This is a genomic window from Stenotrophomonas genospecies 3 (genome assembly GCF_054473855.1).
Genome location: NZ_JBTMUR010000004.1, coordinates 1 through 23,061 on the forward strand (window position 1 = coordinate 1; position 23,061 = coordinate 23,061).

General features: G+C 67.8%; 19 protein-coding genes and 1 rRNA gene. 9 read left to right on the forward strand and 11 right to left on the reverse strand.

Features of this window, described 5'->3' with window-relative positions; translation table 11 throughout:
* Positions 1–341, reverse strand: a 16S ribosomal RNA gene (locus tag ACX9OT_RS06645); the annotation flags it as partial.
* A gap of 640 nt (positions 342–981) precedes the next feature.
* Between ACX9OT_RS06645 and ACX9OT_RS06650 the strand changes: the two genes are divergently transcribed.
* Positions 982–2,169, forward strand: a complete 1,188-nt coding sequence (locus ACX9OT_RS06650) for a benzoate/H(+) symporter BenE family transporter (RefSeq protein WP_049460671.1) — start codon at positions 982–984, stop codon at positions 2,167–2,169.
* A gap of 6 nt (positions 2,170–2,175) precedes the next feature.
* On the opposite strand, the gene ACX9OT_RS06655 is transcribed toward ACX9OT_RS06650, so the two are convergent.
* The 5 genes from ACX9OT_RS06655 to egtB all read right to left on the reverse strand — a co-directional run bounded on the left by ACX9OT_RS06655 (position 2,176) and on the right by egtB (position 7,502).
* The gene (locus tag ACX9OT_RS06655; protein WP_277779459.1) at positions 2,176–2,949 is read right to left on the reverse strand and encodes a DUF2628 domain-containing protein; all 774 of its coding nucleotides are present in this window, start codon (positions 2,947–2,949) and stop codon (positions 2,176–2,178) included.
* A gap of 50 nt (positions 2,950–2,999) precedes the next feature.
* On the reverse strand, positions 3,000–3,866 hold the full coding sequence (locus tag ACX9OT_RS06660; RefSeq protein WP_049460674.1) for a D-hexose-6-phosphate mutarotase: 867 nt from the start codon (positions 3,864–3,866) through the stop codon (positions 3,000–3,002).
* A 40-nt stretch (positions 3,867–3,906) separates the two neighbouring features.
* Complete coding sequence (locus tag ACX9OT_RS06665) at positions 3,907–5,175, reverse strand: lytic murein transglycosylase (RefSeq protein WP_049460676.1); 1,269 nt, start codon at positions 5,173–5,175, stop codon at positions 3,907–3,909.
* 84 nt (positions 5,176–5,259) lie between these two features.
* The gene (gene egtD / locus ACX9OT_RS06670; RefSeq protein WP_277779457.1) at positions 5,260–6,234 is read right to left on the reverse strand and encodes an L-histidine N(alpha)-methyltransferase; all 975 of its coding nucleotides are present in this window, start codon (positions 6,232–6,234) and stop codon (positions 5,260–5,262) included.
* Entirely contained in the window at positions 6,231–7,502 is a 1,272-nt protein-coding gene (gene egtB, locus ACX9OT_RS06675; protein WP_049460680.1) for an ergothioneine biosynthesis protein EgtB, read from the reverse strand. The genes egtD and egtB overlap by 4 nt, the downstream gene beginning before the upstream one ends.
* Before the next feature lie 150 nt (positions 7,503–7,652).
* On the opposite strand from egtB, the gene ACX9OT_RS06680 reads away from it, so the two are divergent.
* Positions 7,653–8,933 (forward strand): GGDEF domain-containing protein, encoded by a 1,281-nt coding sequence (locus ACX9OT_RS06680; RefSeq protein ID WP_049460682.1) that lies wholly within the window; start codon positions 7,653–7,655, stop codon positions 8,931–8,933.
* 3 nt (positions 8,934–8,936) lie between these two features.
* Here the strand turns inward: ACX9OT_RS06680 and ACX9OT_RS06685 are convergent, their stop codons facing one another.
* Positions 8,937–9,329 (reverse strand): YchJ family protein, encoded by a 393-nt coding sequence (locus tag ACX9OT_RS06685; RefSeq protein WP_049460684.1) that lies wholly within the window; start codon positions 9,327–9,329, stop codon positions 8,937–8,939.
* A gap of 102 nt (positions 9,330–9,431) precedes the next feature.
* On the opposite strand from ACX9OT_RS06685, the gene ACX9OT_RS06690 reads away from it, so the two are divergent.
* Positions 9,432–10,199, forward strand: a complete 768-nt coding sequence (locus tag ACX9OT_RS06690) for a sulfite exporter TauE/SafE family protein (protein ID WP_134951630.1) — start codon at positions 9,432–9,434, stop codon at positions 10,197–10,199.
* A gap of 108 nt (positions 10,200–10,307) precedes the next feature.
* On the opposite strand, the gene ACX9OT_RS06695 is transcribed toward ACX9OT_RS06690, so the two are convergent.
* The 4 genes from ACX9OT_RS06695 to folE all read right to left on the reverse strand — a co-directional run bounded on the left by ACX9OT_RS06695 (position 10,308) and on the right by folE (position 16,586).
* Entirely contained in the window at positions 10,308–13,688 is a 3,381-nt protein-coding gene (locus ACX9OT_RS06695; RefSeq protein ID WP_049446864.1) for an ATP-binding protein, read from the reverse strand.
* 16 nt (positions 13,689–13,704) lie between these two features.
* On the reverse strand, positions 13,705–14,406 hold the full coding sequence (locus tag ACX9OT_RS06700; RefSeq protein WP_005411692.1) for a DUF4194 domain-containing protein: 702 nt from the start codon (positions 14,404–14,406) through the stop codon (positions 13,705–13,707).
* Positions 14,393–15,862: a DUF3375 domain-containing protein gene (locus ACX9OT_RS06705; protein WP_197655747.1), complete on the reverse strand. Its 1,470-nt coding sequence runs from the start codon at positions 15,860–15,862 to the stop codon at positions 14,393–14,395. The genes ACX9OT_RS06700 and ACX9OT_RS06705 overlap by 14 nt, the downstream gene beginning before the upstream one ends.
* Before the next feature lie 112 nt (positions 15,863–15,974).
* Positions 15,975–16,586: a GTP cyclohydrolase I FolE gene (gene folE / locus ACX9OT_RS06710; protein WP_004141296.1), complete on the reverse strand. Its 612-nt coding sequence runs from the start codon at positions 16,584–16,586 to the stop codon at positions 15,975–15,977.
* 755 nt (positions 16,587–17,341) lie between these two features.
* Here folE and ACX9OT_RS06715 point away from each other — a divergent pair.
* From ACX9OT_RS06715 to ACX9OT_RS06740, 6 genes are all read left to right on the forward strand, one after another.
* A complete protein-coding gene (locus ACX9OT_RS06715; protein ID WP_012481667.1) occupies positions 17,342–17,797 on the forward strand; it encodes a MarR family winged helix-turn-helix transcriptional regulator in 456 nt (151 codons plus the stop codon).
* Between the two features lie 108 nt (positions 17,798–17,905).
* On the forward strand, positions 17,906–18,115 hold the full coding sequence (locus tag ACX9OT_RS06720; protein ID WP_109814706.1) for a DUF1656 domain-containing protein: 210 nt from the start codon (positions 17,906–17,908) through the stop codon (positions 18,113–18,115).
* Positions 18,112–19,029 carry an efflux RND transporter periplasmic adaptor subunit gene (locus ACX9OT_RS06725; protein WP_197655745.1) on the forward strand — a complete coding sequence of 306 codons (918 nt, stop codon included), beginning with the start codon at positions 18,112–18,114 and terminating at the stop codon, positions 19,027–19,029. The genes ACX9OT_RS06720 and ACX9OT_RS06725 overlap by 4 nt, the downstream gene beginning before the upstream one ends.
* Positions 19,026–20,486 carry an efflux transporter outer membrane subunit gene (locus ACX9OT_RS06730; protein ID WP_197655744.1) on the forward strand — a complete coding sequence of 487 codons (1,461 nt, stop codon included), beginning with the start codon at positions 19,026–19,028 and terminating at the stop codon, positions 20,484–20,486. Before ACX9OT_RS06725 ends, ACX9OT_RS06730 begins: the two co-directional genes overlap by 4 nt.
* A gap of 3 nt (positions 20,487–20,489) precedes the next feature.
* Positions 20,490–22,529, forward strand: coding sequence for an FUSC family protein (locus ACX9OT_RS06735; protein ID WP_134952134.1), 2,040 nt, complete (start codon positions 20,490–20,492; stop codon positions 22,527–22,529).
* A 93-nt stretch (positions 22,530–22,622) separates the two neighbouring features.
* Complete coding sequence (locus ACX9OT_RS06740) at positions 22,623–23,018, forward strand: hypothetical protein (RefSeq protein ID WP_049462912.1); 396 nt, start codon at positions 22,623–22,625, stop codon at positions 23,016–23,018.
* Positions 23,019–23,061 lie beyond the last annotated feature (43 nt).

Sequence of the window (23,061 nt, forward strand, 5' to 3'; positions counted from 1 at the left end):
GAGTCTGGACCGTGTCTCAGTTCCAGTGTGGCTGATCATCCTCTCAGACCAGCTACGGATCGTCGCCTTGGTGGGCCTTTACCCCGCCAACTAGCTAATCCGACATCGGCTCATTCAATCGCGCAAGGCCCGAAGGTCCCCTGCTTTCACCCGTAGGTCGTATGCGGTATTAGCGTAAGTTTCCCTACGTTATCCCCCACGACAGAGTAGATTCCGATGTATTCCTCACCCGTCCGCCACTCGCCACCCAAGGAGCAAGCTCTCCTGTGCTGCCGTTCGACTTGCATGTGTTAGGCCTACCGCCAGCGTTCACTCTGAGCCAGGATCAAACTCTTCACTTAAAACTACATGATCCGAAGATCAAAATTTAAAGCTGCAGATGATTGATTCTGGCAACGTATCGCTTGCTTTAAAACAATTAATAGTTGCTTGATCAAACGTCTGCAAGATGGACAATCATCCTTCCTGCAGGCGCCTTCACAAGATACCTGCGCATACTTTCAAAGATCGAGGGAAGTGGCCTCAGCGCCGTTCCCGTGTGCTGCGAAGTTTCCTTCGTAGCGAGCCGCCCATTATAGCCGGCCTTTCCGCTTCGTCAACACCTTTTTTCAAGGCCGTCTCACCGGGGTGGACGTTGTTGTCGATGCCGCTTCGTCGTTGGACCCGAAGGTCTTTCGTCGTTGCGAGCCGCCTATTATGCCGGACTTTTCGAGTCCGTCAACACCTTCGTTCGATCATCTCGTTCGTCGGTGGTGGCGTTGCTGTCTGCGTGCCGTTTCCGAAGAAGCGGTGCGCTGCAGCAAGGGAGCGAATTCTAGAGATCCTGCAGATTTCGTCAAGCATTTTTTTGCAGGGTGATGACAGAACCAAGGCGACGTCACGCATGGCATACGCTCGAAGATCACTGTGGCGTTGACCGCGCGTTGCGCGGTCAACGCCACAAGGGCTATCAATGCACGGATGCAAAGTGGAGAGACGGCAATGAACATGCAGGTGCGGCAAGCGTGGTGGCGCGACCTTTCAGTACCGGCCCTCGTTGCCGGCTTCATTACTGTGCTGGTCGGCTTCGCCAGTTCGGCCGTCATCGTGTTTCAGGCTGCACAAGCTGTCGGTGCCAATCAGGCGCAGATCGCTTCATGGATGTGGGCACTGGGACTGGGCATGGGTGTCACCTGCATCGGGCTGTCACTGCGCTATCGGGTACCGGTGGTGACCGCATGGTCGACACCGGGCGCGGCGATGCTGGTGGTCGGTGCCGGCGGCGCATCTCTTTCCGAGGCCACCGGTGCATTCCTGCTCGCTGCGGTTCTGGGCATGCTGGCTGGCTTCTCCGGCATCTTCGCCCGGTTGATGCAACGGGTACCGATGGCGCTGGCCGCCGGCATGCTGGCCGGGGTGCTGCTGCGCTTCGGTCTGGACGTGTTCGTGGCCATGAACACCCAGCTGGTACTGGCGCTGGCCATGTTCGCCACGTGGCTGGCCGGACGCCGCCTGTTCCCGCGCTATGCGGTCATCGCCACCCTGCTGGTCGGCATCGCGGTTGCGGCCAGCCGTGGCCTGCTGCACGCACAGCAGGTGCAGCTGCAACTGGCGGTACCGCAATGGGTGACCCCATCCCTGTCCTGGACCGCGGTGGCCGGCATCGGCCTGCCCCTGTTCGTGGTCACCATGGCCTCGCAGAACATTCCGGGCGTGGCGGTGATGCGGGCATCCGGCTACGACGCCCCGGTGTCGCCGCTGATCGGCTGGATCGGTGTGGTCAATACACTACTGGCGCCGTTCGGTGCGTACGCGCTGAACCTGGCGGCAATCACCGCCGCGATCTGCATGGGCCGTGATGCCCATGAGGACCCGGCACGACGCTATACCGCCGCCATGGCGGCAGGTGCCTTCTACATCGTCATCGGACTGTTCGGTGCCACCGTGGCCGCACTGTTCGCTGCCTTCCCCAAGGAGCTGGTGGCCTGCGTGGCCGGTATCGCGCTGTTCGGCACCATCGCCAACAGCCTGGCCAGTGCGCTGGCGGTAGAGCGGGACCGCGAGGCGGCACTGGTCACCTTCCTGGTCACCGCCTCGGGCGTCTCACTGGCCGGCATCGGCTCGGCGTTCTGGGGCCTGGTGGCCGGTGCGCTGTGCCTGCTGGTGCTGCGGCCCCGTCAGGGCCGCTGACCTGCCCTATCCCGCCAGTGCGGCGCCGACGGTGCTCAGCACCACCGCGATGACGATGGCGATCAGTGTGGCGACCACGCTGGTGCCGCCACGCGCTGTCAGCTCGCTGCGCAGCCGTGCATCATCGTCGCCGGTGACGGCACGGGCCTGGGCGATCAGGCGCTGGCAGTGCGCCAGGTACCAGCTGTTGCCAAAGATGCCGGTGGTGATGCTGAGCGCGAAGGTGATGACCAGCGACAGGCCATCCGGCACATCCAGCCAGGTCTCCACCACGCTGATCAGCAGCAGCAGGCCAGCCCACATCGCCGCCAGGCGGTACATCCTGCGGTACATCATCCAGATCAGGCCGAGCAGGAAGGCCGGCCAATGCCAGGTGCCACTGCCCGTGGCAACGCCCTGATCCAGCCGCCAGCGCTGGCGATAGATCGGGAAGTTGCCGCCGACCACGCTGGCGTACAAGGCCATCTCGCCCTCCAGCCCGGCAGCCGCAGCCCTGTCCGGTGCAGCGACCGGTGCACGATAGGGATCGGACGGGTCGCCGACATCCGGCGCGATGCCCTCAACCGCAGGGGCTGCGTCGATATCCAGGGCCGGAACCACCTCGACGGGGGTGGAAGCCTGCTCCAGTTCCGCCAACGGCCGCCATGAGGGCATACCTTCGCACCAGAGCAGGGTGTGCGCCGTAACCGTCCCTTCCTGCTGCAGCTGGCGAAGACCGGCCAGATCCACCGGCCCACTGCTCTGCCTGCCATTGGCGTACCACCATTGTGCTTCCTGCATGTTTTCCGTCCTTGCTACCTGCATCGACAAACTGAAATCGTTGCCCGCGCCTACAGCGCGGTACTGCCCAGGGTCTGCACCAGCTGATGGCGCGCACCCGGCGCAAGCGTAATCTGCTCCGGGCCTGCGTTGGCCACTTCCAGGCATACGTAATCGCGCCAGCCCTCGCCGACATCGGCCATTTTCGCTGCCGCCTCCGCACCGGGATTCCAGGCCACCAGCGTCTGGCTGCCTTCGCTGCGGATCTCGATCCGCCTCTGCAGTACGGGATCACGCAGCACGTAATGGCCGCCGGCACCGGTATAGATGCGATCGCTGCGACCGGGGTCACGCGGATCGCGCAATGACCACGGTCCCTGTTGCAGGCGAAGCTGCGCATAGTCCTCGTACTTGTCCAGGTACTGCAGGCCGTCAAGGCCCTCGACCTCGATCTGGTTGGCATCGCCCACCCGGAAATAGCTGTGCAGGGCCTGGGTGAAGGTCACCGGCGAGGTTCCGGTGTTTTCGGTGACGAGCTGCTGACGCAGCTGGCGGCCGATGCGCAACTGCATCTGCAGGCGCAGGCCGGGATCGGCGCAGGGTGCAGGTGCCAACTGCAGCTCGACCTCACCGTCATCGCTCTGGCTGGCCTGCAGAAGCTCCCAACGCGCGGTGCGCACCAGGCCATGCGCGGGCACATCATTGTTCTGGCCCTGGCGGCCGAACCACGGCCAGCACACCGGGACGCCACCGCGGATGGGCGTGGGCAGCTCGGCGCGCGTGGGCGAAAGCCACAGTACATCGGGCTGCCCATCGGGAATGAACGACAGCAGCTGTCCGCCGAACACGCTGATGACCGCCGTCGCGCTGGGGGTGCGCACGTGCCAGGCCTCCAGCCCGTGATACAGGCCGCTGCTGATGTCCGGATCCGACTGCATGCGATGACGCTCCTTGAAGACCGCGGCGATGATGTCGCGGTCAGCGTGCCTGGGGCAAGGCCTTCTGCGCAGCGGGTGCGATGGCGGCCGCCTCTTCCTGCAGCGCGCGCAGGATGCGCTGGCCGGCACGCCCATCGGCGTTGGCCCAGCCCAGGCGCTGCTGCTCGGACTGGATCGCGCGACGGGTGGCGGTACCGATCATGCCGTCGGCGGTACCGATGTCGTGGCCACGCGCCAGCAGCAGGGTCTGCAGCTGACGGCGTTCATCACGGCCGATGCCGGGATCATCCGTCGGCCAGGCGGTAGCCAGCCCGTTGCCGCCACGCAGCTGGTCGGCCAGCGTGGCGATCGCCAGCGCATAGCTTTCGGCGGCGTTGTAGCTGTAGATCGCGTCATAGTTGCGGAACACCAGCAGCGCCGGACCCTTGATCCCTGCCGGCAGCAGCAGGGCGGCGCGCGCATCCGCCGGCAGGTTGGCCGGAGCCAGCACACTGCCATCCAGCGCGGTCAGGCCCTGCGCACGCCAGTCGGCCAGGGCGCGACGCTGGGTACGTCCGGCCTGGCTGGCGTTGAAGCCAGCGGGAACAAGAACTTCCATGCTCCACGGCTCGCCACTGCGCCAGCCGGCGCGCTTGAGGTAGTTGGCAGTGGAGGCCAGCGCATCGGGAATGCTGCCGACCAGATCGCGGCGGCCATCGCCATCACCGTCCACGGCGATGCGTGCGTAGGTGCTGGGCATGAACTGCGTATGCCCGAAGGCACCGGCCCAGGAACCGGTGAGGCCCTGTGCCTGCAGGTCGCCGCGGTCGATCAGCTTGAGCAGTGCCAGCAATTCACCGCGGAAGAAGGGTTGGCGACGGCCGGCGCAGGACAGCGTGGCCAGTGACTGCAGCAGGGGGCGCTTGCCGAACACGCGGCCGTAGTCGCTCTCCACGCCCCAGACCGCGACGATGGTGGCGGCATCGACACCGTACTGCGCCGACACCCGATCGAGCAGGTCGCGATGCTGCTCCAGCATGGCGCGACCATCAGCCACGCGCTGGCGATCGACCAGCGCGGCCAGGTAGTCCCAGATCGGCGTGGTGAATTCCGGCTGCGCATCGAGCAGGCCAAGCACACTGGGGTCCGGGGTGAGCCCGGCGGTGATTTCATTGAAGCGATCGGCACTGATGCCCTGGCTGGCGGCCGTGGCCTGCAGGCCCGTCAGGCAGCGGCTGAAGGCCGGATCGACGCTGGCATCCGGTGCTGCAGGCAACGCGGGGGGCGAGGCGAGAGCGGCCGCCAGGCCGAGCGTGGTCAGAATGGGCATGGCGTCCTCCGTGTTGCCGTTGCACGGCCATCTTAGGGGCACCGGCGTCGCTGAACCTGAAGCGGCACCCGCTGGCCGTCCGCCCTAGACGGTGCGCAGCAGGCGCAGGCCATAGGCGGGACTGTCGGCGTCCCAGCGCTGCATGACCTGCAGGCCCGCCTGCTGCAGCAGCGCTTCGAAGCTGCCGTCGGTGTACTTGTGGCTGTACTCCACGCGGATCGGTTCGTCGGCGGCAACGTGGAAGCTGCGGCCATCCAGATGCACATCCTGCGCCCAGCGGCTGACCAGATCGGTTTCGATGCGCAGCCGCGCGGTGCTGTAGCAGGCACGGTGGTGGAAGCCGTCGAGGTCGAAGTCGCTGCCGATCTCGCGGTTGAGCCGGGCCAGCAGGTTGAGGGTGAATGCGGCAGTGACGCCCTGCGCATCGTTGTAGGCCGCTTCGATCAGCGCCGGGTCCTTGTGCAGATCGATGCCGACCAGGGCCAGGCCGTCGCGGCCCATCGTCTGGCGCATCGCCCGCAGCAGTGCGACCGCGTCTTCGCCTTCAAAGTTGCCCAGCGTGGAACCGGGGAAGAACAGCAGCCGTCGCGCGGGTTCGCGCTCGGGCATGGGAACGGCGACGGGGCGGGTGAAGTCGGCACAGACCGGCAGCATCTCCACCTCCGGCAACGCCGGCGCCAGATGATCGATGCTGGACAGCAGCGCGGCCCGCGAGATCTCGATCGGCGTATAGGCCACCGGGTCGTGAAGTGCGGCCAGCAGCAGCGCGGTCTTGCGTCCGCTGCCGCTGCCCAGCTCCACCACGTGCAGACGCGGGCCAACGCTGCGGGCGATGTCCGGCAGCACACGCTTCAGCAGGGCCAGCTCGGTGCGCGTGGGGTAGTACTCGGGGGTCTGCGTGATCTGCTCGAACAGGCGCGAGCCACGCGCATCGTAGAAGTACTTGGACGGCAGCTGCCGCGGCGTACGTGAGAGCCCGGCCACCACGTCGGAGAGGATCTGCTGCCGCCCGGGGGTGAGATCGGTCAATGCCTGCAGCGCGTCATGCACGGTGCTCATGTGAGGTCCCTGGCCAGGCGCAGCCCGGAGAACTGCCAGCGCGCCGGCGGCATGAAGAAGTTGCGGTAGCTGGCGCGCACATGGCCGCGGGGTGTCGCGCAGCTGCCGCCACGCAGCACCCACTGCCCGCACATGAACTTGCCGTTGTACTCACCGAGGTTGCCGGCGAAGGGACGGAAGCCCGGATAGGCGCCATACGCGCTGTGGGTCCACTCCCAGACATCGCCGAACAGCTGCCGCATTCCACTGCCCTGCGCTGCCAGCGGGTGCAGCCGGTCGTCGTCAGCGAAATGGCCGCGCAGCGGCTGCGACGCAGCGGCGGCTTCCCATTCGTACTCGCTGGGCAGGCGCGCGCCGGACCAGCGGGCGCAGGCATCGGCCTCGTAGTAGCTGAGGTGGCAGACCGGCGCGTGCGGATCCAGTTCGCGCCAACCGCCCAGGGTGTACTCGCGCTGCAGGGCGTCATCCCAGTACAGCGGGTGCTGCCAGCCCTCGGCTTCGCGCAGCGCCCAGCCTTCGCTGAGCCACCAGCGCGGTTCACGGTAGCCGCCGGCGTCGATGAAGGCCCGATACTCGGCATTGCTGACGGGACGCTCGGCCAATGCGTGCGCGGGGAGCAGCACGCGGTGCGCTGGCGATTCGTTGTCGTAGGCGAACGCGGCCTGCTGCGGCCATGCCGCGGCGCCGACGGTGACGATGCGCTCGGGTGATTCGATCCAGCCCTGCGCACTGGCAGCGCTGGTGGCAGGCTGCAGGTCCTCGCGGTAGGTGGGCTGCAGCGGGTTGCACCAGAACGCATGCTTGATGTCGGTGAGCAGCAGCTCCTGGTGCTGCTGCTCGTGCTGCAGGCCCAGCTGCAGATGTTGCAGTGCCTGTTCATCGAGATCGCCCGCCGCCAACCGCGATTGCACCTGCGCATCGACCTGCTGGCGGTAGTCGCGCACCTGCTGCAGCGAGGGCCGCGACAGCAACCCGCGCTGTGGCCGCGCATGCGCCGGGCCGATGCTCTTGTAGTAGCTGTTGAACAGGTAGTCCCAGGCAGGGTCATGCGCCGGTGCAGGTGGGAAGCCGGCCAGCACGAAGCGTTCGAAGAACCAGGTGGTGTGAGCCAGGTGCCATTTGCTCGGGCTGGCGTCAGCCATGCTCTGCAGCATGGCGTCCTCGGCGCTGAGCGGCGCGGCCAGCTGCAGGCTGCGCGTCCGTACATGGGCGAACTGGCGGGCGAGATCGTGCTGCGGGGCAGCGACGGCGGCGGGTACGCTGTCCATGTGGGCAGCATCGGCGCTGGACGGTGAGTGCGACGTCATGGTTCGGCGTCACTTCGTTCACATGGATGAGCCTGCCGCATTCAAGAAGCCACCACGAACGCCGCTAACGGCAATGCTGCGGCCGCGTCGTCACCGCGCTGGAATTCCTGCTTGCCCCTGCATCCGCTCCGCCAGCCTGCGCATTACCTGTTCGTGCTGCCTGCCGTGCTGGTTGCCGTGGTGGTGTGGACCGCATTGGATACCGCAGACGTAGCCAGCCCGGCGCAGCGCATCCTGCCCTGGCTGCTGGCCTGCCTCGGTGCCGGCCTGGCCCTGCTCTACCACCAGGTGCGCACGTTGTGCCTGCTGATGGTTGTGGCGGTGATGTTCGCGCTGCTGCACCAGGACGTCGCTGGCTACCTGCGCAATGGCCATGTCACCACGCTGACACCGCTGCGCTTCCACGCCATCTCGGCCTGGTTGCCGCTGTTGTCTGCCGGCCTTGCGTTGTGGCCGGAGCGCGGACGGCGGCGCCAGGACCTGCTGCTGCGCGGTATTGCCATCGGCACCGCGGTGATGATCTTCCTGCTGCTAGCCACACAGCAGCCGCGCGGCATGCACGATCTGCTGTCGAACCGTCACTGGGCCTGGATTCCCGCCGACTGGAACGCGCTGGCGCAGCTGCCGGCGCTGCTGTTCCTGCTGGCGACCGCAGCGTTGGGCTGGCAGGCGTGGCGGCACCCGCGCCCACTGCATACGGCGATGCTGCTGGCCCTGCTGTGCCTGTGGTGGATGCTGCCACGGGTGTTCCTGCACCCGGTGCTGCTACCGGCGCTGAGCAGTGCCGCCCTGCTGCTGATGCTGGGTGCGATGCTGCAGGAGTCCTTCCACATGGCCTTCCGCGATGAGCTGACCGGCCTGCCCGGACGCCGGGCATTCAACGAGACCCTGCAGCGGGCACGCGGCACCTACAGCATCGCGATGGTGGACGTGGACCACTTCAAATCATTCAACGACACCCATGGCCACGACACCGGAGACGATGTACTGCGCCTGGTGGCCTCGCGGCTGGCGCGGGTGGGCGACGGTGGCCGTGCATTCCGCTATGGCGGTGAGGAGTTCGCGGTGGTGTTCCTGGACCGCCCTGCGGCGGCCTGCATGGATGCCGTGGAGGCGCTGCGGCAGAGCATCGAGGAGACCCGCATGCAGCTGCGCGACCGCAGCACCCGCAGCCGCGATGACGAAGCCGGCCGCCAGCAGCGCGGACGCGGTGGCAGCGGCCAGGTGGTACAGGTGACGGTGAGCATCGGCCTGGCCGACAGCCATGTGGATCCGCGCCCGATGGCAGTGGTCAAGGCCGCCGACCAGGCGCTGTACGTGGCCAAGGACGGGGGGCGCAACCAGGTGCACGCGCACGGCGGTCAGCGCGTGCTGGCCGTGCGTGGCGGCTGAGGCTCAGACCGCGTCGAGGTAGTACCAGCGGCCGTCGATGCGCTGGAAGCGGCTGTGTTCGGTCATCTTGACCGCACTACCGCCGCCGATGCGATAGCGCGCGGTGAAGCGGACATCGGCGCTGTCAGCACCGGTGACGGTGTGCTCGTGCACGGTCAGGCCCAGCCAATGGGTACGCTGGCCGGGCGCATCATCCAGCGACAACTCGGCCGGACGCGTGTCCGGATGCCAGCTCTGGCGCAGGTAGTCAGCCAGACCGCGCACGTAGGCGCTATAGCGCGAACGCATCAGGCGCTCGGCATCGGGCGCGGGTTCACCGGCGTGGAAACGGCCGCAGCAGGCGGCATAGTCGGCGGGCAGGCCACAGGGACAGGGATCGGCGGGCTTTCGGCTCATGCCGGCATTGTCGCCGGGTTGCGCGGATTGATCCACGCGCGGCACGGGCCAGCTGAAGCAGGACAGGCGTATGCTGTCGCGCCCCCACCTTGATTGATCGCCGTGCTGGAACTGGTTCCCCCTGAGTTGTGGTGGCTGGTGGTGATCGCCTTCATCGCCGGCCTTGTGGATGCCGCCGTGGGTGGCGGTGGCCTGGTGCAGCTGCCCGGCCTGTTCACGGTGCTGCCGCAGCAGACGCCGGCGATGCTGTTCGGTACCAACAAGTTCAGTTCGATGTTCGGCACCGGTGCGGCTGCCTGGCGCTATGCGCGCAACGTGCGCTTCCCGTGGAAGCCGGTGCTGTTCGCGGCCGGCACCGCCTTCATCTTCTCCTTCGCCGGGGCCACCGCGGTGAGCCTGCTGCCCAAGGACGCGGTGCGCCCACTGGTGCTGGTGCTGCTGATCGCGATGCTGGCCTACACGTTGTGGAAAAAGGACTTCGGCGCGCTGCACCGGCCGCAGGAAGTCGGCCGCCGCGAGCTGGTGATCGCGCTGGCGATCGGTGCGGCGATCGGCTTCTACGATGGTTTCTTCGGGCCGGGCACCGGCAGCTTCCTGATCTTCCTGTTCGTGCGCTTCTTCGGCCTGGATTTCCTGCGCGCGTCTGCCGCGTCGAAGGTGGTGAACCTGGCGACGAATGTTGCAGCGATCTCCTTCTTCGTGCCGACCGGCAACATCCTGTGGCTGTTCGCGCTGCCGATGGCGGCGGCCAACATCATCGGTTCGGTGGTGGGCACGCGGTTGGCGCTGAAGGGCGGCACGCCGTTCATCCGCAAGCTGTTCGTGGGGCTGGTGGTGGTGCTGATCGCGCGGATGGCGTGGGATACGTAGCGCGGAGCGTGAGTGCGGTTGCCGGCCAGCGGCCGGCACTACCGGGTCATGAACCCCGCCCATGGGTAGTGCCGGCCGCTGGCCGGCATTCCCATTCAATCGGCCGGGTCAGGCCTCGGCTTCTTCCGGTTCGTTGGCCTGCTGGCGGCTGCGCTCGGGCAGCTTCAGGCGCTTGCCTTCTTCGTCGTACTCGATCAGCAGCACGCCGGAGTCGTGGCGGCCGCTGATTTCGACGAAGCAGGCGCCACCGATGAACGGCTCCAGCGTCATCACCGACTTCAGCGGGGTGGCCACCACCATCTGGAAGCCGAAGTTGTCGAAGATGTTCATCGCCAGCGCGGTGAACTCGTTGTCGGCCTTGTCGAAGGCTTCGTCAAGCACGACCGCGGCGTAACTGGGCAGCTGGCTGTCGGCACCGCCGAGCTGGTAGCGCAGCGCTGCCGCCAGGCAGGTGGTAGCCAGCTTCTGGCGCTGGCCGCCGGACTTGCCGGCGCCGCTGCGGTAGATCTCGACCTGCTGGCGCGTTTCCGCATCCAGCTCGACGCCGATGAACTCCACGTGCATGCGCACGTCCAGCACCAGTTCGCGCCAGCGCTTGTCTTCGCCTTCCTGTGAACCCAGGCGGTTGACCAGCTGGCGCAGCACGGTGAACTGCGATTCGGCCAGCTCGCGCTGCTCGGTCTGCTGCTGCGACAGCACCTCGCGCAGCTGCAGGTGGAACTCACCGACTTCCGGCAGGCGGCGGTCGCTCAGTTCAATGGTCAGCAGCGTGCCACGGTTGAACGGCACCTGTTCCAGGCTGGCGTTCACCTCGTCCAGGCGCTGGCCGATCGACTTGCGGGCCTCTGCACTGTGGCGCTGCAGGGCCAGCAGGTTGTTCTTGCTCTGGTTCTGCAGCAGGTCGAAGAAGCGCTCTTCGTGCTGCGGCAGGCCGTCGCGCTCCAGGCGTTCGAGGCGGGCGAGGAAGTCCTCGGCCGAGGCCACCGAGACGGTGAAGTCGCCCGATTCCTCCGGCCACTGCTGGATGAAGCGACGGAAGCAGCCGATCAGCTGGTTCTCGATGCGGTTGAGGTCCTGCTGCGAGGACGACAGCTGCTCGTTCAGCGCGTTGCTGACCTGGCGCATGTGCGCTTCCAGCGTTTCCAGGCTGAGCGGGCCCTGCTCCTGCAGGCGCTCGGCCAGCCCGGCTTCCTGCTCCTGGGCCAGGCTCGGCAGCACCAGCGCACGGCTCTGCTGGCGGGCGCGGTCGAGGCGATCGCGCTCCTTGACCAGCTGGCCACGCTCGACACGGACGTCTTCATAGGTGCGGCGGGATTGTTCGATGTCGGCGCGCACGGCGTCGATCTGCTTGGCCAGCTTGGCGAGGTCGGCGTTGCCTTCACGCAGGTCGCGCAGAGTCGCTTCGATATCGCTCAGGCGCTGCTGCGGGGCAGCGATGTCGATCTCGTTCCAGCTGATGCTGACCAGCTCGTGGCAGGCCAGGCGGCGTTCGTTGTCGCGGTCACGCTGGCCGCGCAGGCGCGCGATGTCGGTCTCGCAGCTGGCGATCCGCTTGGCCAGTTCCTGTGCTTCGCGCTCGAAGGCGCCCACCTTGTCGTGGTTGTTGAAGCCGAGGATCCAGCGGCGGCGGTCGCCCACCGCACTGCGGTCGTCCTTCTCGAAACGGTCGCCCGGATGCTTGACCTGGCCTTCGCGGGTGATGCCGCGGTCGACGTTGCGCAGCTGCTTGGCATCCACGCACTCGTAATCGAAGCGCTTGCCAAGCTCACGCCGCAGCCAGCTTTCGAACACGTGCTCGCGCAGTTCCAGCTTGTGCAGCAGCGACTTCGCCGACGGCTCGCGGGCGAACGCATCGTCGTTGCGGCGCACGCGGTAGTAGGTGAATCGCATGCCCAGGTGGGTGCGGTTCACCCACTCAGCGACGTCGTTGTAATGCTTGTCGTCGACCAGCAGTGACAGCGCGAAGCCACCCAGCACACGCTCGATGGCGCCCTGCCAACCCTGCTCTTCCGAGCGGACCTGGATCAGCTCGCCGACAAACGGCAGCGCCGCTTCGGCGATGCCGGTTTCCTCGGCCAGGCGCGCGCGCAGCTTCTGCATCGGCGCCGGGATGTTGGAGGGGGTGCGCTGCATCGCTTCAAGTTCGCTGCGCACTTCACCGAAGCGGCGCTCGTCATCGCGCTTGCCGCCGAGGCGATCGCTGATCGCGTCGTCCAGTGCCGCCGAGGCACGCTGGCGGTCCTGCAGTTCGTTCTGCGCGCGCTCGACCAGCTCGGCGAAACCATGGGCATCGTCGGGCAGTTCGGCCTGCAGCTGCTGTGCAGCTTCCTGGGCCTGGTCACGCTTGGCCTTGCGCCGGTCGCGCTCGGCTTCGGCGCGGCCCTGCTCGCGTTCCAGTTCCTCGATGCGCTCACCGCCCTGCTGGCGGCGCTGCAGTTCCAGTTCGGCCAGGCGCTCGGTGTGGTTGTCGAGCGCGGCGCGGCGCTGGGCCTCTTCGCCGAGCAGGCCACGGTCACGCACGTCCATCTCGCGCAGGCGCGCCTCGATCAGCGCCTGGCGGCGGCTTTCGCGGAAGCTGTCGACGCCGAGCTTCAGTGCTTCGTCGTCGCCGCGCTGACGGTGCATCTCTTTCAGATCGTTGTAGTAGGCGCGTGCCGGCAGCAGGGTTTCCACCTGACGGCGCGCGGTGACCACGGCCTGGTGCGCGCCATCGAGCTCGGCGAAGTCGCTGACCAGGCGCTCGGCGGCGTCGAAGGTCTTCGGCGTGTCGAGCATGAAGTCGCGCAGGAAGACGTTGAGGTCGCCCAGGTTCTTCGCCGACTGCGTCTTGTGCAGCAGGCGCAGCGCCATTTCGTTGTCGATGCCGAGCAGGTCGCGGAAGCGCTCGGCATAGCCGGAGAAGGTGTCGAAGTGATGCAGGTCGGACAGCTTCTGCTTGAGCTTGCGCAGGTCCAGGTCGAAACCGCCAAGATCCTTGGCGATGTCGAACGGGCGCTCGGCAATCATGTAGTGCTTGCGCACGTCACCGGCCGAGGTGCCGTTGCCGGAGATCCACAGCAGGCGCACCAGGCTGACCACGCGGCCATCGCCGGCGCGGTATTCCAGCACCAGTGCGGTCCAGGTCGCGCCCTTGCGCAGGTACTGGGTGGCGATTTCGCCGGTGCCGCTGTCCTGCTGGTCGGCCCACGCGCCACGCACGTAGGACACCAGGTTGCGGTCGCGGCCGCTGCGCTCGGCTTCACGCGCGGCGGCGTTGAAGTCGACGATGGCCGGCGGCGTCAGCAGCGCGGACATGGCATCGAGCAGGGTCGACTTGCCCGAGCCGGAACGGCCGACGAACAGGAAGCCGCGCTCGGCGATCGGCACTTCGGTCAGGCCGTTGAAGGTGCCCCAGTTGTGCACCTGCAGGCGGCGCATGCGGAACTGCTGCAGGCGCGGGTCCGGCAGGCCTTCGTTGAACAGTGCGGGAGTGTGCTTGGAGATAGCCATGCGATGGTCGGGTCTCTCAGGCCTCGGCGGCCGGGGTTTCGCGCAGCTGGCGGTACACCGCCGAAAGCTGGGACACGTCTTCGGCGGAGAACAGCAGCTTCAGCGCCGGCGAGACTTCGTGGCGGTCTTCCTGGCCGCTGAGGCGGGTCAGGATGTGGTTGTCCTTCATCTTCTGCACCGCCGAGGCGACGCGGCGGTTGAAGCCGGCGCGGTCGGTGGACAGGTTCTTCTCGTAGATGGCCAGCGCTTCGGCCATCTCGGCGTCGGCGACCACCGCGCGGTTGCCGCGCGCATCGGCCTCGGCCAGCTGCTGGCGCAGGTACAGCAGCAGCACCGAATCGATGAAGGTCAGCGGCGAGGTGCGCAGCAGCACCGGCGCATCCACGTCTTCGGTATCGGCCTGGCGGGTGAACGCCACGCCGCTGTCACGGTCGAGCACCAGTTCCAGGAACAGGTCCGCCAGCGACGAGCGGATGGCCGCCTCGCTGCGGATCAGCGCCGGCCACAGCTTGGCGTGGCGCAGCTGGTCGATGCTGGGGCCGATCAGCAGCTGGCACAGCGCACGGCGCGCATCCAGCGGCAGGCGCCCGGTATCGCCGAGGTAGTACACGTCGTTGCCACGGCGGGGCTGCGCCACGGCCGCCACCGGCTCGGCTTCGTAGGCGTCTTCCGCCACGTCGGCCTGCGCTGCGTCGATGGGATCTTCATGCCAGCTCATGGCGTCTCTCCTGGGTGAACCAAACCAGCGGGATGCGGGCGCGACGGATCTGGCCGTCGCCACCACGCCATTCGGCAAGCTCCTGCTCGCCGGCGACCACGTTGCCGAAGCGCGTGCCCAGCGACAGATAGCCGATGACGCTGCCAAGACCCTGCGGCGCCTCGCGCTGCGACAGGGCCTGGGCGATGCTGAGCCGCGGCTGTGCATCGAGCAGGTCGTGCAGGTCGCGGCGCAGGGTGCGGAAGTCGATTTCGGATGAAGCGACCAGATCGCCGACGCTCTCCAGGCTGATCGCGGCCGCGTCGTTGTATTCGACGTTGCCATCGACCTGGGCACTGCGTGGATCGTGCAGCCTCCACTGCGACCAGGAGCGCAGGCGGCTGGTGGTCAGCTGCAGGTCACGGCCGATGCCGCGTTGCGCGGGGAACTCGTCGCGCAGGGCCAGTGCTTCGGACTGCGCCTGCTTCAGCAGCTGGTTGAGGCGGCGCTGTTCCAGGTAGCCACGGCTCTGCACGAAGCCACGCAGGCTGCGCGCGAAGTTCTGCAGCACATCGTGCACCTGGCCACCGCGCTCGAGCATGGAGCTGGTAAAGCCGCGCAGGAAGTTGCGCTCGTTGCGGTCCAGGCGGCGCGCGAAACCACGCGCCAGCACCGCTTCCAGCGCAGCATCGAGCTGGGCGCTCTGTTCGGCGTCGTTGAGCAGTCGCCAGAACGCCTGGAAGCTGCGGCCGGCATCGCTCTCGCCGATCACGTCCACGCCTTCGAACAGCTGCGACAGCACATCGCCGCGCTCGCCCTCGTCGTCGATGATGCGTTCGCGGAAATCGCGGTTGAGCTGCTCGAAGTCGTCGCGCACGCGGCGGAAGTCCTCGGTCAGCTCGTCGGCCAGGCCGATGATCTGGCGCGCACGTTCCAGCGCGCGCTTGCCGTCCAGTGCGATCACACGGCCGGCACCAACGCGGGCGATCTCGGCGTCGATGCGGTCGCGCTCGTCGCGCAGCGCCGACAGGCGCGCGTCCGGATCGGATTCGGTCTGCGCGGCCAGCTGCGAGAGCTGTTCGATGACCAGCGCCAGGCGGCTTTCAGTGGCGGCCACGCGGGCCTGCTCGAGGCCATCGGCGAAGCGGATCGCCTGCAGTGCCGCGGTCGACAGCTCGTACTGCTCCTGGTCGGCACCTTCGGGCAGGCGGCGTTCCAGCCAACCCTGGGCCAGCCAGTGCGCGATGTAGGCCTGCGCTGTACGCGGCAGGTCGCGCGACAGTTCGTCGCCGTTGAGCTGGTCCAGCGCACGTTGCAGGCGCTCGTTGAGCACCGACGACGACAGCGTGCGCTCGCCGTCCATCAGCAGCCCCTGCAGCAGGCCGATGATTTCCGGAGCGTGGTCGGCGGCGAGCAGCTTCCATTGAGGCTGTTCGCGCAGATGGCGGTAACGGGAGATGCGTTCGCGATGCTTCATGCAGCGAAAGGAGTCATGAGGGCTGGCGGGGACGAGCAGCCACGCACGGCGGCCGCGCGGGCAGCCGTGGGCATGCCGGCCCGCAGGGGCCGGCGGAGTGCGGGCAAGCGGCTCAGCGCTTGCCGCCCACTTCGATGAAGCGCAGGAACTCGGCGCGGGTACGCGCGTCGTCGCGGAAGCTGCCCAGCATCTTGGAGGTAACCATGCTGACGCCGCGCTTGTGGATGCCGCGGGTGGTCATGCATTCGTGGGCGCCTTCGACGACCACGCCGACACCGATCGGCTGCAGTACATCCTGGATGCACTGGGCGATCTGCGCGGTCATCTTCTCCTGCACCTGGAAACGGCGGGCGTAGGCTTCGACGACGCGGGCCAGCTTGCTGATGCCCACCACCTTGCCGGCCGGCAGGTAGCCGACGTGCACGCGGCCGATGATCGGCGCCATGTGGTGTTCGCAGTGGCTTTCGTACTCGATGTCACGCAGGACGATCAGCTCGTCATAGCCGGCCACCTCCTCGAAGGTCCGCTCCATGTAGGCGCGCGGGTCGTCGCGGTAGCCGCTGAACCAGTCGCCATAGGCTTCGGCGACACGGCGGGGGGTATCCAGCAGGCCTTCACGGGACGGGTCCTCACCGGCCCAGCGCAGCAGGGTGCGCACGGCATCCTCGGCCTGGTCCTGGGTCACGTCGCCCTGCGGGGCGGCCTTTTCGTTGTTCTTGCTCATTGCGTACAGCGTCCCGAACGGGGGGCGAGCATCGTACCCGACCGGGGGGTGGGTCGTCCTGTTGGGACGGTTCATCGGGGGGTTCTTCCGGCGCGTGCTTGCTATCGGTCTGGAGGGGGAGAGGGGGCTGCGCAGGACACGCCGTAAACCCCCCTCCGGGGTCCGGCCCAGCCGCTGGCGGCTGTGCGTTCGAGCGCTTGCGAGGCATGCCTCGCAGGCAAAGCGCCCTCACCCATGGGGGCTCGATGGCGCCATCCATGGCGCCAACGGTCCTGCGCAGCCCCCTCTCCCCCTCCCTGACGGTTTCCTGCGGGCGCGGCCGGACCGCCCGAAAGCGGGGTCAAAAGCTGGGGTTCATGGCTTCGGAAACGGCTCGCGCCGCTGCCCTGGTGGGTGCGGACCGTTGGTCCGCACTGCTTCTGCCCTTGTCTTTAAAGAGCCAACCCACCGCGCCCGCGGGGTGATGGGCGGGCAGCGGGGGTCGGGCGGGGCAGGACCGTCCGCGGCATGGGCCCGAGGCATGCCTCGGGCGGGTTGGGCAGGACGCCCAACGCCGGTCTTGCCGTGTGCGCAGGACGCGCACACGAGCAAGCCGCGGCCGAGCTCCCAAGGATGGGTTCACGGCGCGTCCTGCCCCGCCCGGCCCCCGCTGCCCTACCCGTAGCAACGTGGCGCAACGCTTTCCTCACTACACCCCGCCCATTCAGAAAAACCAATTGATAGGAATGAAATTAGTAGTATCCTATCTATCTCTTATGGACCGACCCCTCGACGAACGCACCGTGCTGCAGATGCAGCTCAGCTCCGGCCTGCTTTACGCAGGGCGGCAGTGGCAGCGCCTGGCCGACAGCCGGCTCGGCAGCTACGGCATCTCCACCGCCTGCACCATGCCGCTGCTGATGATCGGTCGCTCCGGCGGTGGCATCCGCCAGGTGGCGCTGGCCCAGCAGCTGGGCATGGAGGGTCCTTCCCTGGTGCGCCTGCTGGACAAGCTGTGCGCCAGCGACCTGGTCCGCCGCGAGAGCGACGCCAGCGACCGCCGCGCCAACCTGCTGTGGCTGACCGACGCGGGACACGCGCTGGTCAGCGAGCTGGAAGACCAGTTGATCGGCCTGCGCCAGGACGTGTTCGGCGAGCTTTCCATGGATGAACTGCACGCCGTGCTGAAGGCATGGCGCCTGCTGGCCGAGGCCGCCGACCGCATCACGTAAGAGCGCTGCCCCCGAATACCGCCGCTGCCGTGCACACGCCAGCGGCTTTTGCCCGTTGCTGTTGTTTCGTTGTTCCTCCCCTCCCCCACCTCGCCCCCGCCCCTACCGATGCCCGGTGAATTCAGTCTCCACGGAGTGTTCGTCCCGACCCTGCTCGGGTTGATGTTGTTGGCCTATCTGGTCAACAGCGGCCTGCACGCGCTGCTGCAGCGTGTCGGCGCCTATCGCCATGTATGGCACCCGGCGCTGTTCAACCTGGCGCTGTACGGGATCGTGCTTGGCCTGCTGTTCCACCTCCTGCGTTGGATGCAATCGTGAACAAGATCGTGAAGAAGACCCTGCCGGTGCTGCTCACCAGCGCAGCCGTGATCGTCGCCCTGCTGGTGCTGCGCCAGCTGTGGGTCTATTACATGGATGAGCCGTGGACCCGCGATGCCCATGTCGGCGCCGACGTGGTGCAGGTGGCGCCGGACGTATCCGGGCTGGTGGAAACGGTGCTGGTGGCCGACAACCAGGCGGTGAAGAAGGGCGACCTGCTGTTCGTGGTCGACCGTGCCCGTTACCGCATCGCGCTGGAACAGGCCAAGGCCAGCCTGGGCGAGCGCCAGGCCTCGGTGGCACAGCTGCGCCGCGAGATCGGCCGTGACCGCAGCCTGCAGGACCTGGTCGCCGCCGAGGACGCCGAAGTACGCCGCGCCAAGCTGCAGGCCGCACAGGCCGCGCTGGCCACCGCACAGGCGGCGGTCGACCTGGCCGAGCTCAACCTGGACCGCACCGAGGTGCGCGCGCCGGCCGATGGCCGGGTCAACGACCGCACCCTGCGCGTGGGCGACTACGTGGTGGCCGGCAAGCCGGTGCTGGCGCTGCTGGATACCGGCTCGTTCCGCATCGATGGCTACTTCGAGGAAACCCGCCTGCGCGGCGTAGCTCCGGGGCAGAGCGTGGACATCCGCCTGATGGGCGAGTCGGCCCCGCTGCGTGGCCACGTGGAAAGCATCGCCGCCGGCATCGAGGACCGCTACCGCAGCAACGGCAGCACCCTGCTGCCGAACGTGACCCCGGCCTTCGACTGGGTGCGGCTGGCACAGCGCATTCCGGTGCGCATCGCCATCGACGAAGTACCCAAGGGCGTGGAACTGATCGCCGGCCGCACCGCCACGGTGACCGTGGACACCGGCCGCCATCCGCACAACGACAAGGCCGGCACTGCGCCGACACAGGCGGGCCTGTGAACGCCGCCCTGCCCCGTCTCGGTCTGATCGTTGCGCTGGCCAGCCTGGCGGCCTGCAGGACCGTCGGCCCGGACTATGCATTGCCGGAGGGCTCGGCGTTCAAGCGCCCGCAGGCCAATGCGGCCTTCATCGATACCCAGAACCCGCAGATCGCCGCCAACCAGGCGCTGCCCGACCGCTGGTGGTCGCTGTACAACGACCCGATGCTGGATGGCCTGATCACCCAGGCGCTGCGCGACAACGTTGAACTGAAAGCCGCCGATGCGCACCTGCGTCGTGCGGCGGCGGTGTACGAACAGGCGCTGGACGCCGGTGGCTTCGAGTACGAGGCCGAGGCCGGCGTCAGCCGCGCGCAGCTGTCGGCCGAATCGTTCCTGCAGGAACACGAGCTGCCGGTGATCAACCTGGCCGATGGCAAGTTCGCGGTCAGCTACCAGTTCGACCTGTTCGGCAAGCTCAAGCGCGGCGCCGAAGCGGCGCGTGCCGACGAGCAGTCGGTCGCTGCGGCGCGCGACCTGGCCCAGGTCAGCGTGGTCGCGCAGGTGGCCGACAGCTACCTGGAAATCTGCCACGCCAACCACGAACTGCACGTGGCCGAGCATTCGCTGCAGCTGCAGCAGCGCAGCCGCACGGTCACCGAGCGCCTGATCGCGGCCGGCCGTGGCACGCCGCCGGAACTGGCCCGCGCCAATGCCCAGGTGGCGCTGCTGGAAGCTGCACTCCCGCCGCTGCAGGCGCAGCGCTCGGCCGCCGCCTATTCGCTGGCCGCGCTGCTGGGGCAGACCCCGGGCCAGCTGCCGGCCGGTGTGATCGACTGTGCACATGCCCCCAGCCTGGCGCAGCCGCTGCCGGTCGGTGATGGCCGCGCGCTGCTGCAGCGCCGCCCGGACGTGCGCCAGGCCGAGCGCAAGCTGGCCTCGGCCACGGCGCGGATTGGTGTCGCCACCGCCGAGCTGTACCCGGACATCCGCCTGGGTGCCTCGCTCGGTGCCGCCGGCCTGCTGGAGGACTTCGGCACGCCGATGACCCAGCAGTGGTCGATCGGCCCGCTGATCTCGTGGACGTTGCCGTCGTCGGGCACCCATGCGCGCATCCATGCCGCAGAGGCCGGCGCCGATGCCGCACTGGCCGAGTTCGACCACACCGTGCTGCAGGCGCTGCGCGAGACCCAGACCGCACTGGACCGCTACGCACAGGACCTGCGCCGCCTGCAGTCGCTGCGGATCGCGCAGGAGCAGGCCGCGCTGGCCGCCGAGCAGAACCGCCGGCTGTACCAGGGCGGCCGCACGCCGTACCTGTCCAGCCTGGATGCCGACCGCAGCCTGGCCACCAGCGACGCCACCCTGGCCGCCGCCGAAGCGCAGGTCTCGCGCGACCAGATCCACCTGTTCCTGGTGCTGGGTGGCGGTTGGCAGGCCAGCGCCGCCGCGCCCAACGCCTCGACCGCAGCGAAGTAAGCCATGAACGCGCTGACCGACCGCCAGGCCTGGCTGTTCTCGATCAAGACCTACCTGGCCGCGGTGGCCGCGCTGTACATCGCCATGGCCGGCAACCTGTCGCGCCCGTACTGGGCGATGGGCACGGTGTACATCGTCAGCCAGCCGCTGCTGGGCCCAACCCGGGCCAAGGGCGTGTACCGCATCGTCGGCACCCTGGTGGCCGGCCTGGCCACCCTGCTGGTGCTGCCGGCTCTGGTGGAGACGCCGCTGGTGCTGAGCGCGGCAATGTCGATCTGGCTGGCCGGCTGCCTGTTCATGGCCCTGCTCAACCGCGGGCCGCGCGGCTACGCGTTCCTGCTGGCCGGCTACACCACCGCCTTCATCGGCTTCCCGGCGGTGACCTCGCCGGAAACCATCTTCGACACGGTGGTGGCACGCAGCGAGGAGATCATCCTCGGCACGGTGGTGGCGGTGCTGTTCGCGTCGCTGCTGTTCCCGGCCTCGGTACGTCCGATGCTGCGCGCGCGCATCGGCAACTGGATGGAGGACGCTGCGCAGTGGTGCCGGCAGATCCTTGAACGTGGCCGCGCGCATGCGCCGCGCAACCGGCTGGCCGCCGACCTGGTGCAGTTCGAGGCGCTGATCGAGTTCCTGCGCCGCGATGATCCACGCCATGCCGGTTCGGCGGTGTCGATGGAGCGCCTGCGCGAGCGCATGCTGCTGCTGTTGCCAGTGCTGTCCTCGATTGCCGACCGCCTGAGCGCGCTGCGCAGCGATGGCCAGGCCCTGCCGGAAGGACTGCCGGCACTGGTCGACGATATCCATGACTGGCTGGACGGGCCGACCAACGCCAGCGAGTACGCCCGCCTGCGCGCGCGCATCAGCGCGCTGAAGCCGCAGGTGGACCGCGACCTGCAGCACCTGCAGCTGGCCAGCCTGCTGCTGCGCCTGGAGGAACTGGTGGACCTGTGGCAGGACTGCCGCACCCTGCAGCACGCGATCGACCACGGCACCGCGCCGCTGGACCGCGCGCACTACCGCATCCGCACCGAACGCGTGGCCGCCGACAAGCACGTCGACTACGGCATGGCGCTGTTCTCCGCGCTCAGTGCCGGCGTGGCGCTGATGAGCTACTGCGTGCTGTGGATCGCGCTGGGTTGGGAAGGTGGTGGCAACGGCGCGATGATGGCCGCGGTGACCGCTGCATTCTTCGCTGCACAGGACGACCCGGCACCGAGCATGGTGTCGTTCCTGGTGTGGGCGATGGTCGCCTCGGTGGTGGCTGGCGTGTACCTGTTCGGCGTGTTCCCGGCGGTGCACGACTTCGGCCTGCTGGCATTGGTGCTGGCGGTGGCGTTCCTGCCGCTGGGCTTGATGCTGCACCACCCCAAGAGCGCATTGTTCGCGTTGCCGTTGACGGTGAACCTGGCCGCGCTGCTGAGCCTGCAGAACACCTACAGCGCCAACATCCAGACCTTCCTCAACTCGTCGATTGCGATGTTCATCGGCATTGGCTTTGCGGTGGTGATGACCCGCCTGTTCCGTTCGGTGGGTGCCGAGTGGACCGCACGCCGCCTGGTGCGGCAGGGCTGGACCACGCTGGCCGAGGCCGCCGAAGGCCGTGGCCAGCAGGACCGCCAGCGCTTCGCCGCACGCATGCTCGACCTGCTGGGCCTGCTCGCACCGCGCCTGGCAGCGACGCCCGAGGGCAGCGACATCGCCTCGGTGGACATGCTCAACGAGGCGCGCATCGGCCTGAACATCCTGCAGTTGCGTCGCGCACGGCTGGAACTGCCCGAGCGCAGCCGCGAAGCGGTCGAGCACATCCTGGAAGAAATCGCCGTGCATTACCGCCGTCAGATCGCCGCGCGCAAACCGATTGTGGCGGCCGAGGCGCTGCGCGAGCGGCTGGATACCTCGCTGGGCCGGGTCGGCAGTGTGGCCGCCTGCAAGGCCCGCGATGAAGCCCTGATGGGCCTGATCGGCCTGCGCTTCGCGCTGTTCCCGGAGGCGAAGGCATTGGCGCCGGGGTTGGCGATGAGTGCGGACGCACAGCTGTAGCGCGATACCCTGTGCGTCCACAGGCCCCACGCCGGGGTCGGATCCTTCGCCCCGGGCGAAGGCTCTGCCCCCCGCTCTGCACAGGAAGCTCCAATGAGTTACGACATGATGGTGTTCGAGGCCAGCACCGCTCCACGTGAGGCGGCGGCCTTCATTGCCTGGTTCGAGAAGCAGACGCAGTGGAACGAGCGCCACGAGTACGACGACCCGGCGGTGAGCAGCCCGGCGCTGCAGGCGTGGTTTGCGGAGATGGCGCAGGAATTCCCGCCGTTGAACGGCCCATTGAGCAACGACGATGACGAACGTGCCGAGGTGACCGAGTACAGCATCGGTAGTCAGGTGATCTACGGCGCGTTCGCCTATTCGGTGGCCGAACGTGCGCACGGCCGCGTGCAGGACCTGGCCGAGAAGCACGGTGTGGGCTTCTTCGACGTGAGCGCTGATGAAGCGGCGATCGTTTTCCCCGATGGCCTGGTACTGATCGCGTAGATCCACGCAATGCGTGGATGAACCCCGAAGCGATCAGGACGCT

Excerpts from the sequence above, each read along its gene's own strand:
- ACX9OT_RS06650 (WP_049460671.1), top strand. The coding sequence starts at position 982 with ATGAACATGCAGGTGCGGCAAGCGTGGTGGCGCGACCTTTCAGTACCG.
- ACX9OT_RS06655 (WP_277779459.1), bottom strand. The coding sequence starts at position 2,949 with ATGCAGGAAGCACAATGGTGGTACGCCAATGGCAGGCAGAGCAGTGGG.
- ACX9OT_RS06660 (WP_049460674.1), bottom strand. The coding sequence starts at position 3,866 with ATGCAGTCGGATCCGGACATCAGCAGCGGCCTGTATCACGGGCTGGAG.
- ACX9OT_RS06665 (WP_049460676.1), bottom strand. The coding sequence starts at position 5,175 with ATGCCCATTCTGACCACGCTCGGCCTGGCGGCCGCTCTCGCCTCGCCC.
- egtD (WP_277779457.1), bottom strand. The coding sequence starts at position 6,234 with ATGAGCACCGTGCATGACGCGCTGCAGGCATTGACCGATCTCACCCCC.
- egtB (WP_049460680.1), bottom strand. The coding sequence starts at position 7,502 with ATGGACAGCGTACCCGCCGCCGTCGCTGCCCCGCAGCACGATCTCGCC.
- ACX9OT_RS06685 (WP_049460684.1), bottom strand. The coding sequence starts at position 9,329 with ATGAGCCGAAAGCCCGCCGATCCCTGTCCCTGTGGCCTGCCCGCCGAC.
- ACX9OT_RS06695 (WP_049446864.1), bottom strand. The coding sequence starts at position 13,688 with ATGGCTATCTCCAAGCACACTCCCGCACTGTTCAACGAAGGCCTGCCG.
- ACX9OT_RS06700 (WP_005411692.1), bottom strand. The coding sequence starts at position 14,406 with ATGAGCTGGCATGAAGATCCCATCGACGCAGCGCAGGCCGACGTGGCG.
- ACX9OT_RS06705 (WP_197655747.1), bottom strand. The coding sequence starts at position 15,862 with ATGAAGCATCGCGAACGCATCTCCCGTTACCGCCATCTGCGCGAACAG.
- folE (WP_004141296.1), bottom strand. The coding sequence starts at position 16,586 with ATGAGCAAGAACAACGAAAAGGCCGCCCCGCAGGGCGACGTGACCCAG.
- ACX9OT_RS06715 (WP_012481667.1), top strand. The coding sequence starts at position 17,342 with ATGGACCGACCCCTCGACGAACGCACCGTGCTGCAGATGCAGCTCAGC.
- ACX9OT_RS06720 (WP_109814706.1), top strand. The coding sequence starts at position 17,906 with ATGCCCGGTGAATTCAGTCTCCACGGAGTGTTCGTCCCGACCCTGCTC.
- ACX9OT_RS06735 (WP_134952134.1), top strand. The coding sequence starts at position 20,490 with ATGAACGCGCTGACCGACCGCCAGGCCTGGCTGTTCTCGATCAAGACC.
- ACX9OT_RS06740 (WP_049462912.1), top strand. The coding sequence starts at position 22,623 with ATGAGTTACGACATGATGGTGTTCGAGGCCAGCACCGCTCCACGTGAG.